The sequence below is a fragment of the Pelagibius sp. genome (assembly GCF_028281305.1).
Lineage (GTDB): Bacteria > Pseudomonadota > Alphaproteobacteria > Kiloniellales > Kiloniellaceae > Pelagibius.
On record NZ_JANQKD010000003.1, the window covers coordinates 1 to 13,517 of the forward strand.

Genomic DNA, 13,517 nt, shown 5'->3' on the forward strand with positions numbered 1-13,517 from the left:
CCAGAAATGGTTGATCCGAGCCTCTCCCGGCATTGGACCATCTTGGTGATACGATACCGTGTCATACCCGCCAATCGCGACGGCCAACTGGTTTCCTGCGGACGCGGGCAAAGAGGCGATGGCAAGAGTCGCTACTGTAGCAAGTGCTGTTACAGATTTTCTGATCATATTAGTCTCCATACGAAGTACCGTTGATGCGGTTAGTATGGTTCTACTAATAAAACGAACAGATCACTTACCAATCACTTTTATGCCAGAGAGAAGTTACCCAGATAAACATCTTGTGTTTTGATTTCATATCCGACATCTCCCATTTGGTTCCCTTCGCCGCAGCCTCTATCGCCCTCTCTTGGCGAAGCTCTTTCTTCAGCTTGGTAAGGTTTTTCCACTCCATGTCCGCGCGGATAAGGCCATTGAATGGCTCGGCCCCCGAGAAGCCAGATGCAAGACCAACCGGTAGGTAGTGAAACTCGTCACAGAGTTAGACGAGTTATCCGCCGTTGCTCGCTGAGCCTTGGCTTCAATCGCAACACGCCCACATGTGGGGGTATTTCGACATGTCGAGGTAATGCTGTCCGCCGCAATCTGACGCCCGATGCTTCTCGTTCTTCCAGGCTTTAGTGTGTTCGGTGTGTACCGTCTTGGCAGCATCCCGGAAGGCCGGTACAGCTTCTCTCCTGCGCCTGCGCGCGGGGCGCGGGGTTCGAATCCCGCCCCATCCGCCATTCGCCGCCGATTGAGGGACGCTCTGCTCTCTGGTTCAATGGCCGCTGTGCGGACTTTTCGGACCTTCGTCCACCTGATCGCATTCAAAGGTCGTGGAAGAAGTAAAAGAGATTTCCATAGGCATCGCGAACCGTAAACTGACGCAATCCCCACGGCTTGTCGCAAGGCCCTTGGAGAACATCTGCACCTAGCCGTACCAGTTCTGAGTGTGATTCATCCACGGATTCAGTGAAAACCCAGAACACGCCAGGTGAGATTTTCTGGGCGGTTTTTCGGAAGAAGATCGCGCAATCCCCGTGCGCTACAGCGCCAATGCTTCCTTCTTCATTGTACCACGCGATTTCGAAGCCGAGCTTGTCGCGGTAATACTCCTGCGCTTCTCGCACATTCGGTACTGCAAGTTCGGGTGTGGGCTGTGAAATCTTCATCCGGATACTCTCCAATGGCGAATCAATGTTTCGCATTTTCATCGCGCGTGGCCAGCCAATTGCTGCGTTTCTGCCGACGAAGCATATGGCCGCTTTGGCACAACACTGCATGAAGGCACCTCGAAGAACCTTCTGCTTTTGACCTGACTGCCTTCGCTCCTGTCACCACGGTGACAAGAGGGCTGTGGTTCTGTGCCGTCCTGTCCACCCAGTGGGAGAGTACGTCATGAAGAGAACAGCCGTAAATCCGTGGCCGTGGTCCTTGAACTACGGCTACAACCAAGCCGAAATCCTTGAAGGTGCGAAGCGACATCTGGTTTGTGCAGGGCAGACCGCCGTGGACGCAGAGGGCGCCCCACAACACCCAGGCGACATGCGCGCGCAGATCGCTTTGGCGCTTGATAACCTCGAAGCCGTCCTGAAAGCAGCGGACATGGGGCTTGCCAATGTCGTTCGCTTGGGAGTTTTCACGACCCACGTGGACGATGCTATGAAGCACTTCGACATCCTGGGCGCGCGGTTTGGACCCCCCGGTGTTTCACCGCCCATGACGCTGCTTGGCGTAACCCGCCTTGCTTTGCCGCCTCTGCTCTTCGAGATCGAAGCCACAGCGGCAGACTGATCACAGTATCTGTCCGCATTGGAATCCAAAGGCCATCCGCGCTAAGGTCTTCGCTATAAGCCATTGGAAAACAGAGCCCAATGCGTCGCTCAGAAAGACTGTTTCGGATCGTGAACGAAATGCGCAGCCGAGGGGTCAGCCGCGCCGCGGACCTGGCCGCGCATTTCGAGGTGAGCGTGACCACGATCTATCGGGATATCGCCCATCTTCAGGCCTCCGGGCTGCCGATCGATGGGGAGGCCGGGATCGGCTATCTGCTCCGTCCGGGCTTTGACCTGCCGAATGTGACCTTCACGCATGATCAGGTTGATGCCCTAGCAGTCGGTTTGTCTTTCGTGGAGCGCACCGGCGATCCGGTGCTCGCCTCCGCAGCGCGGGAAGCACGGGCCAAAATACAGGCGAGCATGCCTGCACCGGAAGAGCGCAAGCTGGCCGATGCTCCGTTTTACAGCCTTCAGCCCAAACGAGGCGCATCGCAAGACAACGGCCTCCTTCGGGAGGCAATCCGCAATCAACGTGTCGTCGAGATCGTCTACAAGAGTGGCGAAGGTAACCTCTCGCGCCGACGCGTGCGTCCGCTCGTGATTTGGGACCTGCCTGACGGTTGGATGGTCTCCGGCTGGTGCGAACTCAGGGAGGGGTTCCGGACGTTCCGATGGGACCGGATCACGGAACTCACCAAGACGGAAGACAGGTTCGAAGAAGACGAGGAGACCGGCCTGATTGCCTTCATGGAGTTGGAGCGCTGCCACGCCTGAAGTCAGCCGCGGTCATGCGCTGCCCCCAGAAGGGCTTCGTTCTCATTTTCGTCACGCCCGGCCCGCCAAATGCGATGGTCCCTGCACCACAACCCTGGAGCACGACATGACGACATCGGTCTTTGATCCACTGGTCGAGGTAGAGGTACTTGAACAGCTCGAGTTTCGTGAGCTCGCGGGCTTCAACGAGGGCGCGGTGGGCGTCTTCTGGGCTGACGCGGGCGCCACCGGCCCTTGGGAAATGCACCCGGACTGCGAAGAGTTCCTCATGGTGCTGGAAGGCGAAGTCGAGGTCGAAATCCTGCCCGAAGACGGTGGGCCCGCAGAGGTGCGGCGGCTTCGGGCAGGCGCCGCCACAGTCGTGCCGCGCCGCTGCTGGCACCGGCATACCATCCTGAAGCGCACCAAAGAGCTCTACCTGACGCCTGGCGCCACGGAAAACTCTGACGCCGAAGACCCGCGATCGAACGCCGACGAATGAACGCGGGGCGGCCCGGGCGAAGCAGCATCCAGCCGAGGCCCACGCCTTCCATGCCCCGGCAGAAGAGGCCGCTGAACGCTGCCCCGTTGTCTTTGCCCGCCTTAGCACCATGATCATTGGGGGTGCCGGCACCCGAATCGGCTTGCCGACAGAGGCCGGCGCGCCTAGGTTCCGGCCGCCGCCAGCAGGAGAATCAGGAGGTTTCTGTGGGTCTTGTGGCCGAAGTCGTTTTGCCGATCGCGTTGGCGTTCATCATGTTTGCGCTCGGCCTGGGCCTCACGTTCGATGACTTTGCGCGCGTCGTGCGGCGTCCGCGGGACTTCGTCGTCGGGGCTCTGTCGCAGATTCTGCTGCTGCCCGCAGTCGCTTTCCTGATCGTCAGCCTGTGGTCGCTGCCGCCGGAGCTGGCGCTGGGGGTCATGATCATCGCGGCGGCCCCGGGCGGCGTGACCTCGAACATTCTGACTGCCTTTGCCCGCGGCGATGTCGCCCTGTCGATCTCGCTGACAGCGGTCATCAGCCTGCTCAGCGTCATCACCATCCCTCTCGTTGTCGTCTTCTCCTACAACCAATTCATGGGCGGCGATGTCGGCGCCGACGTCTCGGTCGCCAAAACGGCCATAAGCGTCTTCGTCATCGTCACCATCCCGGCGCTTCTCGGCCTGCTGCTGCGCCATAGCGCCGAGGGCTTTGCGCTTCGTTTCGAGCCTCTGGCGCGCCGGATTTCAACGTGGTTGTTCGCCCTGGTGCTGGCCGGCGCGATTTATCAGGAGCGGGCCAGCATTGTCGAGTACCTGGCCCAGGCGGGCCTCGTGACCCTGGTGCTCAACGTCGTCATGATGGCTCTGGCCTATCTCATCGCGCGGCTCTTCGCGTCGGGCATCCGCCAGCGGGTCGCTATCTCCATCGAATGCGGGCTTCAGAACGGTACTCTTGCGATCGCGGTCGCGACCCTGCTGTTCGGCGGCGGCCTCGTGACCGTGCCGGCGGCAACCTATAGCGTGCTTATGTTCGCCACCGCCCTGGTCTACATCGCCTTCCTGCGCCAGCGGATGCCCGCGCCACAGCAGGTCGCGGACGAGGTGGTCTAGGGCCTCCACGAATCCCTGGCACAACGCGCCAACGGCGATCACAGATTGGTGATCTGCGCCGCGGGGCTTAGTTCGGGTAGAGTCTGCCGGTCCAGCGTGACCGACCGCGGTCTGAAGGGACCGGAAGCGCCAGTTCCGGCCTACGCTGGGTGCAGCCGCATCCTTCAGGGATCCCGCGATGAAGCGACAGAAGCGCAAGACGACGACCAAACGGAAAGAGGCCGGCCCCTCCAGCGGGCAGCCTGCGGCCGCCACGGCCCCACGGAAGAAGTTGCGCAGCCGGCGCGACCTGTTGCAGAACGCCGGTTACGGCGTTCTCGGCCTGGGTGTGTTCGGCGCAGGCGGGTGGTATCTCGCAAGCAGCGTCCACGCCAGCATCCTCGAGCGCGACTTTTCGCGCCTCGGAAACGGAATCCCGACCGTCGTGCAGATCCACGATCCGCAGTGCCCCCAGTGCCGTGATCTGCAGCGCGAGGTATGCAAGGCGCTTTCGGAATTGGACGACGCGGAGATCCAGTATCTGGTCGCCGACATCCGCCAACCCGAAGGACGGGCGTTCGCCGCGGAAAACCGCGTCGGCCATGTCACCGTGTTGCTCTTTGACGGCAAGGGAACGCGCCGCGGCGTTATGGTCGGCCAGAACAGCAGCGATGTCCTGCTGAGCGAGTTCAGGAACCTGATTCGCAGGTCCGCTTCAGGATAGGGTCATCCCCTTCCCTGCTCTGCAGCACGCCTAACGTCAGCTGCCGCTTCGCAGCAGGCCGGTTGCAAGATGGCGGAACGCCTCGACGGCGCGCAGGAAAACCGCGTGGGGATCGTCAGCGGCGGCGATCCAGAGCGAGGCGTTGAGGGCCGTCCCGTTGAGCAGCCGCGCGGCCGCTTCGGCATCGACCGGTTTGACGGTCCCGGCATCGATCAGCGCCTGAATCAGCGCCGTCGTTCTCTGCAGGCAGGCGCTCTGGTTCGGCCATTGTGACGGGTCGCCGAGCACGGCCGGCCCGTCCAGCAGCATGATACGCTGGATCTCCGGCTCCAGCGCCATCTCGATGTAGGCGGCATACTCATCGAGAAACCCCTGCCAGGGATCTTGTGCCTGGTCGTGAACGCTGTGCAGGTGCGCCAGCATCTCCGTGTCGATCTGGTCGATCACCGCCTGCAGCAGCCCCTTCTTGTCGCCGAAGTTATGATAGAGCGCACCCCGCGTGAGGCCGGCTGCGGCAGTCAGGTCGTCCATGGACGCCGCCGCATAGCCTTTGTCCGCGAAAGCCCTCCGCGCGGCCTTGATCAGCTTCGCCCGGGTCTCCTCCACCATCTGCGCACGCCGTTGTGCGGCCACCGCTCCCTCCTCCTCAAGACATACGCCGCGTATATTTGTTGACATACGCTTCGTATGCCCTTAGATGCCGACATACGTCCCGTATGTCAACCGCCGCATGTCATTGCCCATTCGGCCCGATGCAACCTGATCGGAAAGGCCCGATCGAGCAGGAGCAAATCCATGACCAAACGCGATGCAGTCTTCCCGGCCGGCCGTCAGGCGCTCTACGAGATACACCATTACTCGGCGGCCATCCGCTCCGGCGACCTCCTGTTCGTCTCCGGCCAGGTCGGCAGCCGCGAGGATGGATCGCCCGAGCCCGATTTCGAGAAGCAGGTCCAGCTTGCCTTCGACAATCTTACGGCCGTCCTGAAAGCTGCCGGCTGCACATTTGACGACGTTGTCGACGTGACCACCTTCCACACCGACCCGGCGGCGCAGGTCGAGACGGTCTCCGCAGTTCGGCTGAGGGCGGTCGGCGAACCGCCCTACCCCAACTGGACCGCGGTCGGTGTGACCTGGCTTTCGGGCTTCGACTTCGAGATCAAGGCCATCGCCCGCATTCCTCAAGCCGCCTGAACGCCTGGCGGCAAGCGGTGCCGCAATTACACGGCGCTCTTTGAGGCCGTAGAACCATTCCTCTACACGGAGACGGAGATGACACTTCCCCAGACGATGCGGGGCATGGTCCTGACGGGCCATGGCGGCCTAGAGAAGCTGGAATGGCGCGAGGATCTTGCGGTTCCCAACCCGGGCGCGGATGAAGTCCTGATCAGGGTCGCGGCCTCTTCGGTGAACAACACCGACATCAACACGCGCACCGGCTGGTATTCCAAGAGCGTGCGCGGCGATACGGCCTCCGGCGCGACGCAGGGCTACGGCGCCGCAGCGGATGCCGACGGCGGCTGGTCCGGTGTGGCGTTTTCCTTTCCGCGCATCCAGGGCGCGGACTGCTGCGGCGAGATCGTGGCAGCCGGGGCCGCGGTGCCGGCGGCAAGGATCGGGGAACGCGTCCTCGTGCGCGCCCTGCAGTCCACGGCATCGCCGGGGTCCGGGCCGGCCACGGCCACCTTTGGGTCGGAGTGCGACGGCGCTTTCGCAGACTACGCCCTCGCCCGCTCAGAGGACGCGATTGCCGTGCGTTCAGACCTTTCGGATGTCGAACTCGCCTCCTTCCCTTGCGCCTTTTCGACGGCCGAGGGCATGGTCCAACGCGGCGGTCTTGGCGCGGAGCGGGTGCTGATCACGGGTGCTTCGGGGGGTGTCGGCTCGGCCGCGATCCAGCTGGCCAAGCGGCGCGGCGCCGAGGTGACGGCTTTGACCAGCGCATCCAAGGCCGATGAACTGCGCGCGCTCGGCGCGGACGTGACGCTCGATCGCGATGCGCCGCTTCCGGAGCACGGCTTCGACATCGTGCTCGACCTGGTCGGCGGGCCGCGCTGGCCGGATCTGGTCGGCGGGCCGCGCTGGCCGGATCTGATCGACGCCCTTTGCGATGGCGGGCGCTACGTCACCGCCGGCGCGATTGCCGGCCCCATCGTGGAGTTGGATCTGCGTACGCTTTACCTGCGCGATCTCTCCTTCTTCGGCTGCACGCACCAACCGGCCAATGTGTTCACCGATCTGGTGCGCTACATCGAGGCGGGCGAGATTCGCCCGACCGTCGCGCAGACCTACGGGCTGGCGGACCTGCGCGCCGCCCAGGAAGCCTTCCTGACCAAATCCCACGTCGGCAAAATCGGCATCCGGGTTCACGACTGAGCCAGGCAACCGATCATGGCACGACGAGAACGAGCTTTCCGGCCTGTCCGTCGGCAGCCGCCGTATGCGCCCGGGCAGCCTCCGGCAAGCGGTAGGTCGTGATCTCCGGCAGCGGCAACTGACCTTCCGCGAAGAGCTGGCCGAGCTGCTCGAGCGCGGCCCGGTTAGGCACGACCTGGAGCATATGCCCTTCGACAGCCATGCCGCCGGGGATCTGCGGGGGCTGCACGGTGGAGACAACCCGGCCGCCTGGCCGAACCCAGGCGATTGCGCGCTCCAAGAGCGGGCCGCCAACCGTATCGATCAGCAAGTCAACGGCTGGCGACGCAGTATCGAGCCTGTCTTCATCCGTGGCGAGACGCTGAACATCGGCCGGCAAATCCGCGCGCCCCAGGTCGTGTGCAGTGGCGGCGGCCCATACTTGCGCATCCCGCAGAACAGCAAGCGCCAGGCACAAACGCCCGACGTTGCCGGCAGCACCGAGAACGAGCACGGTCTGGCCCGGGCGAAGGTCGCCGAGACCGTTCACGAGCTGATGGGCCGCGAGTCCGACGACCGGAACGGACGCGGCTTCGATAAGCTTCAGTTCCTGCGGAAGCGCGGCGAGCGCGGACTGCGGAAGGACTGCGCGCTCGGCATAGGCGCCGGGACGCCCGATCGGAATCATGCCGAACACCGCGTCGCCCAGCCTGAAGTCGGTCGCCGCCGCACCGGCCGCGGCGACGATACCGGCGATGTCCCAACCGAGGATCGCCGGCAACGGCAGCGGCATCAGCCCGGCAAGCGCACCCGAACGGATCTTCCAATCGAGCGGGTTGATCCCGGCCGCACGGACATCGACAACGACCTCGTCCGGACCGGGGGTCGGATCCGGGGCCTCCTCGAAGCGCAACACCTCGGGTTCGCCATAAGCGTGCATTCGAACGGCTTTCATGGCGCCGCCTCCCCGCTGCCGGCAGCGGCATAGGGGACATGCATCGGCGGCCAGCCTTTGCACAGCCGGGTGACAAGCTCAGCATCGCCGTGTTGCGTCATCGCGCAGCTCCGTTCTTGGTTGGAGAGCAGCCCGGCGGCTTGAGACCGCCGGGCCCTGGTTCAGGCCGCTGCACTCCGCTGTGGAATCCCCTCGCCGCTGATGGCCCGGCGAAAGAGCGCTTGCATCTCTGCGACGCTCGCCGGTCTTGGATTGGTGGCCGCGCAGGCATCGGCAAGCGCGTGATCCGCCAGATGCGGCACGTCTTCATCCGTGACACCCATCTCTCCTAGGTTGACGGGGATGCGCATCGCCTGATTGAAAGCCAACACCTTGGCTATGAGATCCTGCACAACGTCATCGGTGCTGCGACCCTGCCTTTCGATGCCCATGTGCTCGGCGATCTCGGCGTAGCGCTCGCCGGCGACCGTGGCGTTCCAAGCGATGACGTGTGGCATGAGCACGGAGTTGATAACCCCGTGCGCAAGGGTGTGATACATGCCGCCGACCTGGTGCGACATGGCGTGGATGAAACCGAGACTCGCGTTGTTGAAGGCCATGCCGGCAAGGAACTCGGCATAGGTCATGTCGGATCGTGCGCCGCGATCCTTGCCGTCGCGGTAGGCGTCGACCAGCGACTTTTCGATCAGCTCGACCGCCCGAAGCGCGCCCGGGTCGGTCAGATGGCTGGCAGCGGTCGACACATAGGCTTCGAGTGCATGGCTGAGGGCATCCATACCCGTCGCTGCGGTCAGACCTGCCGGCATTCCCTCCATGAGCTTAGGGTCATCGACCGAAACGCTTGGGGTGCAGCGCCAGTCGACGACCGGCAGCTTCGACCGGGCTTCCTCGTCGGTGATGATGGCAAAACGGGTGATCTCGCTGGCCGTGCCGGAAGTGGTGTTGACGGCAAACATCGGCGCCATCTTGACCCGCATCCGGTCGACGCCGGCATAGTCGCGGATCGATCCGCCGTTGGTGGCAACGATGCCGATCCCCTTGCAGCAGTCGTGCGGAGAGCCGCCACCGAAGGAAACAAGAAAATCGCATTCTTCGCGGGCATAGATGGCCGCCCCCTCGTCACACTCTGCGACCGTGGGGTTCGGCGTCACCTGGTCGTAGACGACGTAATCGATCCCCTTCGCCTCGAGCCGCTCGATAAGCGGCTTCGTTGCATGGACCTCCCTGTGGAGTGGCTCATCCGTAACGATCAACGCTTTTTCAAAGCCTTGGGACGACATCTGGTCGACAGCCGCGTCAAGCGCACCGTCGCCCGCGATGTTCATGGGGGGCAGGAAGAAGAAGTCGGGCATGGCAATTCTCCGGAATCTCGGGTTCTGACACCAATCCGAAAATGAGGCCGGGCGGACCGCTTCACAGCGTGAAGCGATCGGCACGAACGCTTGGGGAGCGGGCCTCGCCGCCAATCCGCGCAGGCCCTCAGTACCCGGCCTCAGTCGGAGGGGGCGATCAGTTCAGCTTGACGTAGACGGCCTTGGTCTCGGTAAAGGCCTCAAAGGCCTGGCGGCCGCGGTTGCGCCCCCACCCGGACTGCTTGTAACCGCCGAAGGGCATCGCGGCGTCAAAGACGTTGTAGCAGTTCACAAAGACCGTCCCGGCACGGACCGCCTTGGCGACATGATGGGTCTTGCGGACGTCTGTCGTCCAAATGCCGGCGCCAAGACCGTAGTCGGAATCATTGGCGCGCCGGACGACATCATCGATCTCGGAGAACCGCTCAATCGACGCGACGGGACCGAAGATTTCTTCGCGAACGATCGACATGTCCGGATCGACGTCGGTGAAAAGCGTCGGCTGGACGAAGTAGCCCTTGTCACTTGCCCGGGCGCCGCCGACCGCGACGGTTGCGCCGTCCGACTTGCCGGCATCGATGTAGCCCATCACCGTGTTGAGCTGGTTCTGGGAGACGAGCGGCCCCATGTCGGTGCTGGGTTCCTGGCCTGAGCCGAGACGGATCTTCTTGGCTTCCTCGACCATGCCCGCCACGAACTTGTCATAGACCTTGTCTTCGACATAGATCCGCGTGCCTGCGCAGCAGCACTCGCCCTGGTTAAAGAAGACGCCCATCGCAACGCCGGCAATGGCATCATCGAGATCCGCATCGGCGAAGATGATGTCCGGCGACTTTCCGCCAAGCTCCAACGTCACCTTCTTGAGGTTCGAGTCGGCGACCGACTTGAGCAAGCCTCGGCCGGTGCGGGTGGAGCCCGTGAAGCCGATCTTGTCTACCTGCGGATGTTCCACGAGGCGTGCGCCCGCGTCTGTGCCGTAGCCATGAACGATGTTGATGACGCCAGGCGGCACACCGGCCTCAAGCGCCAGCTCGCCGAAGCGCGTGATCGACAGCGGCGTTACCTCGGAAGGCTTCAGCACGACCGTGTTCCCGGCGGCGAGCGCGCCCGCCATCTGCCAACCTGCGGCGATCAGAAGCGGGTAGTTCCAGGGCGTGATGAGACCGACGACGCCGACCGGCTCTTCGACCGTGTAGGCGTGGAACTCCGCGCCCGGTATCGCGAAGTCCGATGTCGGCACCACATGGCCTTCGCGCGTGCGGGCATGGGCGGCCATGTAATGGAAGAGGTCCGCGGTCAGAGGAATATCCGCCACGCGGGCAACCTTTACCGGCTTGCCGTTGTCGAGGCTTTCGATCCAGGCCAGTTCCTCACCGTTCTCCTCGATGAGGTCGCCCAGTTTCTGCAGAATGCGCTGACGCTCGGCAGGAAGCATGCTCGGCCAGGGCCCTTCGTCGAAGGCTTTGCGCGCTGCGGCGACCGCAGCGTCGACATCTGTGGCATTGCCGAGCGCGACCGAGGCAAGCGCCTCCTCGGTTGCCGGATTGAGCGTCTCAAAGGTTTGTCCAGATTTCGCGTCGACCCACTCGCCGTCAATGAGAAGCCGGTGGGTCCGGTTGAGGAAACTCTCGGCGGGACCGAGTGAGGACTTGAGAGGCGTTACGACGTTCACCGCGAAGCTCCTTTCCAGTTCCGAGTTGCATCGACCGGTTCGGCGCGGACTGCAGTCGGCCTCCGAACCCAGGAGCTATGGTGAAGACTTGAACGCGCCGCGTATTCCAAGGACGCGGCACGGATTCTGAATTCCCTGATCCCACCGACATGAAAGTCGGAGCAGGCCCGAAATCACCGAAGAGAGTCGCCGGCGACTTAGGCCTAGGCTTTGCGACCAAGCTCAAGCAGAAGCTGGGTCTTCATCAGGTCGCGTGCCTTTGCCGGTGTCACCCGCGACCCCCGGATCAGCATGGCGCCGGCAAGGCCGTCCATCAGTGCAGCGAGGCGCCATGCCGCCGCCTCTGTATCGATCCGCTGCGACCCTCTTTTCTTCCCTGTCCGAACGAGCAGGTCTGCGATCAGCTGGTGCCACTCCGCCATGGACGCATTCATGACTTGCGCCAGACGGTCGTCGCGATGCGCCTCGTCCTGCGCATTGAGCCAGAGGCGCCAATGCCGCATGTCCCCGTCTTCGACCATCCAGTCGGCCAGACGTTCGAGCGCCTCCAGCCCTGGCAAGCCCGCCACCAGCGCCTGCACCTCGTCAATCTCCCGCCTTGCAGCCAGGCGCACGGCTTCGGCCCGCAGTTCGGCCCACGACGGAAAGTAGTGGTGCAAGAGCCCGGAACCGACCCCAAGGGCCTTGGTCACGTCGCGCGTCGCCGCTTGTGCCAATCCCCTGCGAAGCACGGCTTCCGTTGCGGCTTCGACGATCTGGCGGCGGCGCTCGGCACCCGACAGACGCGCCATTGCAATGTCTCCTTGAAGCTTGGATCTGTGTTGAACATATGCTCAATTGAACAATTGCTCAACTCAGGAAATCGCATGCGCCAAGAAAACCACGTCATCGTCGTCGGCGGCGGAGCCGCAGGACTGGCCGCCGCTGCGGCCGTGGAACAAGCCGGCCTCTCCTGCCAGCTGCTGGAAGCGCAGGCGTGCCTGGGGGGCCGCATCCGGACGGTCCCGCTGCGCAGCGGCGGCGTCTTCGACGAGGGCGCGCAGATGGTGAACGGCGACATGCACGCCGTCCTCGACCTTGCAGCGCGGGCAGGCCTGCACCTGTCGCCGGTCCCGCGGGCCGGGATCGGCCTTTGCCTGGCTCAGGGGAGCACCCGGCGCTTCGAAGATCTGATTTCAGTCGGCGAACTGCATGAACTTCTGGAGGAACAGGTGCTGCGCTGGGACAGCCCCGGCGAGGCGCTCCGCGCGCTGCGCCTGAAGCTCGCGTGGTGGAACACCCCCTGGGAAAGCCTTGGCGAAGCGGGGCGCGGGCTGCGGCTGCTGGTCGCAAAGCGGACTGCCCCGAAGGAGAGCCTTGCCGAGGCTCTGCGCGGCTTGTTGTTGGAGGCCGAAGAGCACGCCATGGCCTACTCCCACTTCTCCGAGGTCCTCGGCGCCGCACCGGAGGACATCCATGCGCAGGCGGTGAGAGACATCTTCGCGCGCTACGCTTCGGAGCGGGATGACCTGGAATTCCAGATCGCCGGCGGCATGATCGGGATCGTCGACCAGCTTGCATTGGAGCTGCGCCACAGACCGCGCCTGAGCACGCCCGTTGAGCGCATTCGCGCCACCGGCGATCGGGTGGAGGTCGTCGCGGCAGCGGAGACCTGGACAGCCGATCATGTGATCGTGGCCGTGCCGCCGCCCGCGGCCCGGCGGATCACTTTCGAAGTGGACAGCGGCGATGAGCTGGCAGCGCTTCTGGCGTCCTTCACGGCCGGCGCCATGATCAAGACGGTCCTCGTTTTCGATCGCGCATTCTGGCGTCTCAAGGGACTCAGCGGCGCGGCGCTCTTCGCGGACACACCGGGCCTGGCGGTGGTCGATGGAAGCGGCGACGGCCCCTTCCCGTCCCGGCTCACCGCCTTCCTCGGCGGCCCCCTCGCGCGCCAATGGGCTGCGCTGTCGCAGGAGGCGCGCCAGGACCTGCTCCTGGGCCGCCTGAGCCACGCCTTTGGCGAGGGCGTCCGCGCGCCTTTGGAGACCGCCGAAGCGGTCTGGATCGACCATCCCTGGTCCGGCGGCGGTTACAACGCGACCGTCCGGGTCGGCGGCAATCCCGACGCGGTCGCCCGGCTGGCCGCCTGGGGCGGCCGGGTCCGCTTCGCCGGGGCGGAAGTCGATGACCGGTTCTGGGGCTATGTGGAGGGCGCTATCCACAGCGGGCGTTCCGTCGCCGCACAGATCACCGGCAACGCTGCTGGCGATGTCATTTGTGAGACTGCGGAGCCCCAAGGGGCTTTTGGGGGGAGCCGCCCGAAGGCGGAAAGGGGTGTTGTCTCAGAGCGGTAGAGGCACTTCTTCAACACTGCCCTCGACACCGCTATGTG

14 protein-coding genes are annotated in these 13,517 nt (G+C 64.0%); 8 read left to right on the plus strand and 6 right to left on the minus strand.

The window, feature by feature from the left end; genetic code table 11:
* Positions 1-809: 809 nt before the first annotated feature.
* Entirely contained in the window at positions 810-1,154 is a 345-nt protein-coding gene (locus tag Q0982_RS00215) for a glyoxalase/bleomycin resistance/extradiol dioxygenase family protein (protein WP_299390705.1), read from the minus strand.
* A gap of 226 nt (positions 1,155-1,380) precedes the next feature.
* On the opposite strand from Q0982_RS00215, the gene Q0982_RS00220 reads away from it, so the two are divergent.
* From Q0982_RS00220 to Q0982_RS00240, 5 genes are all read left to right on the plus strand, one after another.
* On the plus strand, positions 1,381-1,776 hold the full coding sequence (locus tag Q0982_RS00220; RefSeq protein ID WP_299390706.1) for a RidA family protein: 396 nt from the start codon (positions 1,381-1,383) through the stop codon (positions 1,774-1,776).
* 80 nt (positions 1,777-1,856) lie between these two features.
* Positions 1,857-2,534, plus strand: a complete 678-nt coding sequence (locus Q0982_RS00225) for a YafY family protein (RefSeq protein ID WP_299390708.1) — start codon at positions 1,857-1,859, stop codon at positions 2,532-2,534.
* A gap of 106 nt (positions 2,535-2,640) precedes the next feature.
* A complete protein-coding gene (locus tag Q0982_RS00230; protein WP_299390710.1) occupies positions 2,641-3,015 on the plus strand; it encodes a cupin domain-containing protein in 375 nt (124 codons plus the stop codon).
* A 215-nt stretch (positions 3,016-3,230) separates the two neighbouring features.
* Complete coding sequence (locus tag Q0982_RS00235; RefSeq protein ID WP_299390711.1) at positions 3,231-4,106, plus strand: bile acid:sodium symporter family protein; 876 nt, start codon at positions 3,231-3,233, stop codon at positions 4,104-4,106.
* 178 nt (positions 4,107-4,284) lie between these two features.
* Positions 4,285-4,809 carry a hypothetical protein gene (locus tag Q0982_RS00240; protein WP_299390712.1) on the plus strand — a complete coding sequence of 175 codons (525 nt, stop codon included), beginning with the start codon at positions 4,285-4,287 and terminating at the stop codon, positions 4,807-4,809.
* 36 nt (positions 4,810-4,845) lie between these two features.
* Here Q0982_RS00240 and Q0982_RS00245 read toward each other — a convergent pair whose 3' ends face one another.
* Entirely contained in the window at positions 4,846-5,442 is a 597-nt protein-coding gene (locus tag Q0982_RS00245; RefSeq protein ID WP_299390713.1) for a TetR/AcrR family transcriptional regulator, read from the minus strand.
* A 162-nt stretch (positions 5,443-5,604) separates the two neighbouring features.
* Between Q0982_RS00245 and Q0982_RS00250 the strand changes: the two genes are divergently transcribed.
* Entirely contained in the window at positions 5,605-6,003 is a 399-nt protein-coding gene (locus Q0982_RS00250; RefSeq protein WP_299390714.1) for a RidA family protein, read from the plus strand.
* Positions 6,004-6,081: 78 nt separating this feature from the next.
* The gene (locus tag Q0982_RS00255; RefSeq protein WP_299390716.1) at positions 6,082-7,185 is read left to right on the plus strand and encodes an alcohol dehydrogenase family protein; all 1,104 of its coding nucleotides are present in this window, start codon (positions 6,082-6,084) and stop codon (positions 7,183-7,185) included.
* 13 nt (positions 7,186-7,198) lie between these two features.
* Here Q0982_RS00255 and Q0982_RS00260 read toward each other — a convergent pair whose 3' ends face one another.
* The 4 genes from Q0982_RS00260 to Q0982_RS00275 all read right to left on the minus strand — a co-directional run bounded on the left by Q0982_RS00260 (position 7,199) and on the right by Q0982_RS00275 (position 11,934).
* Positions 7,199-8,119 carry an NADP-dependent oxidoreductase gene (locus Q0982_RS00260; RefSeq protein ID WP_299390718.1) on the minus strand — a complete coding sequence of 307 codons (921 nt, stop codon included), beginning with the start codon at positions 8,117-8,119 and terminating at the stop codon, positions 7,199-7,201.
* Between the two features lie 161 nt (positions 8,120-8,280).
* Positions 8,281-9,471 carry an iron-containing alcohol dehydrogenase gene (locus Q0982_RS00265; protein WP_299390720.1) on the minus strand — a complete coding sequence of 397 codons (1,191 nt, stop codon included), beginning with the start codon at positions 9,469-9,471 and terminating at the stop codon, positions 8,281-8,283.
* A 157-nt stretch (positions 9,472-9,628) separates the two neighbouring features.
* Entirely contained in the window at positions 9,629-11,143 is a 1,515-nt protein-coding gene (locus Q0982_RS00270; protein ID WP_299390721.1) for an aldehyde dehydrogenase family protein, read from the minus strand.
* A 203-nt stretch (positions 11,144-11,346) separates the two neighbouring features.
* On the minus strand, positions 11,347-11,934 hold the full coding sequence (locus tag Q0982_RS00275) for a TetR/AcrR family transcriptional regulator (RefSeq protein ID WP_299390723.1): 588 nt from the start codon (positions 11,932-11,934) through the stop codon (positions 11,347-11,349).
* 75 nt (positions 11,935-12,009) lie between these two features.
* Between Q0982_RS00275 and Q0982_RS00280 the strand changes: the two genes are divergently transcribed.
* Positions 12,010-13,479 (plus strand): NAD(P)/FAD-dependent oxidoreductase, encoded by a 1,470-nt coding sequence (locus tag Q0982_RS00280; RefSeq protein ID WP_299390725.1) that lies wholly within the window; start codon positions 12,010-12,012, stop codon positions 13,477-13,479.
* Positions 13,480-13,517 lie beyond the last annotated feature (38 nt).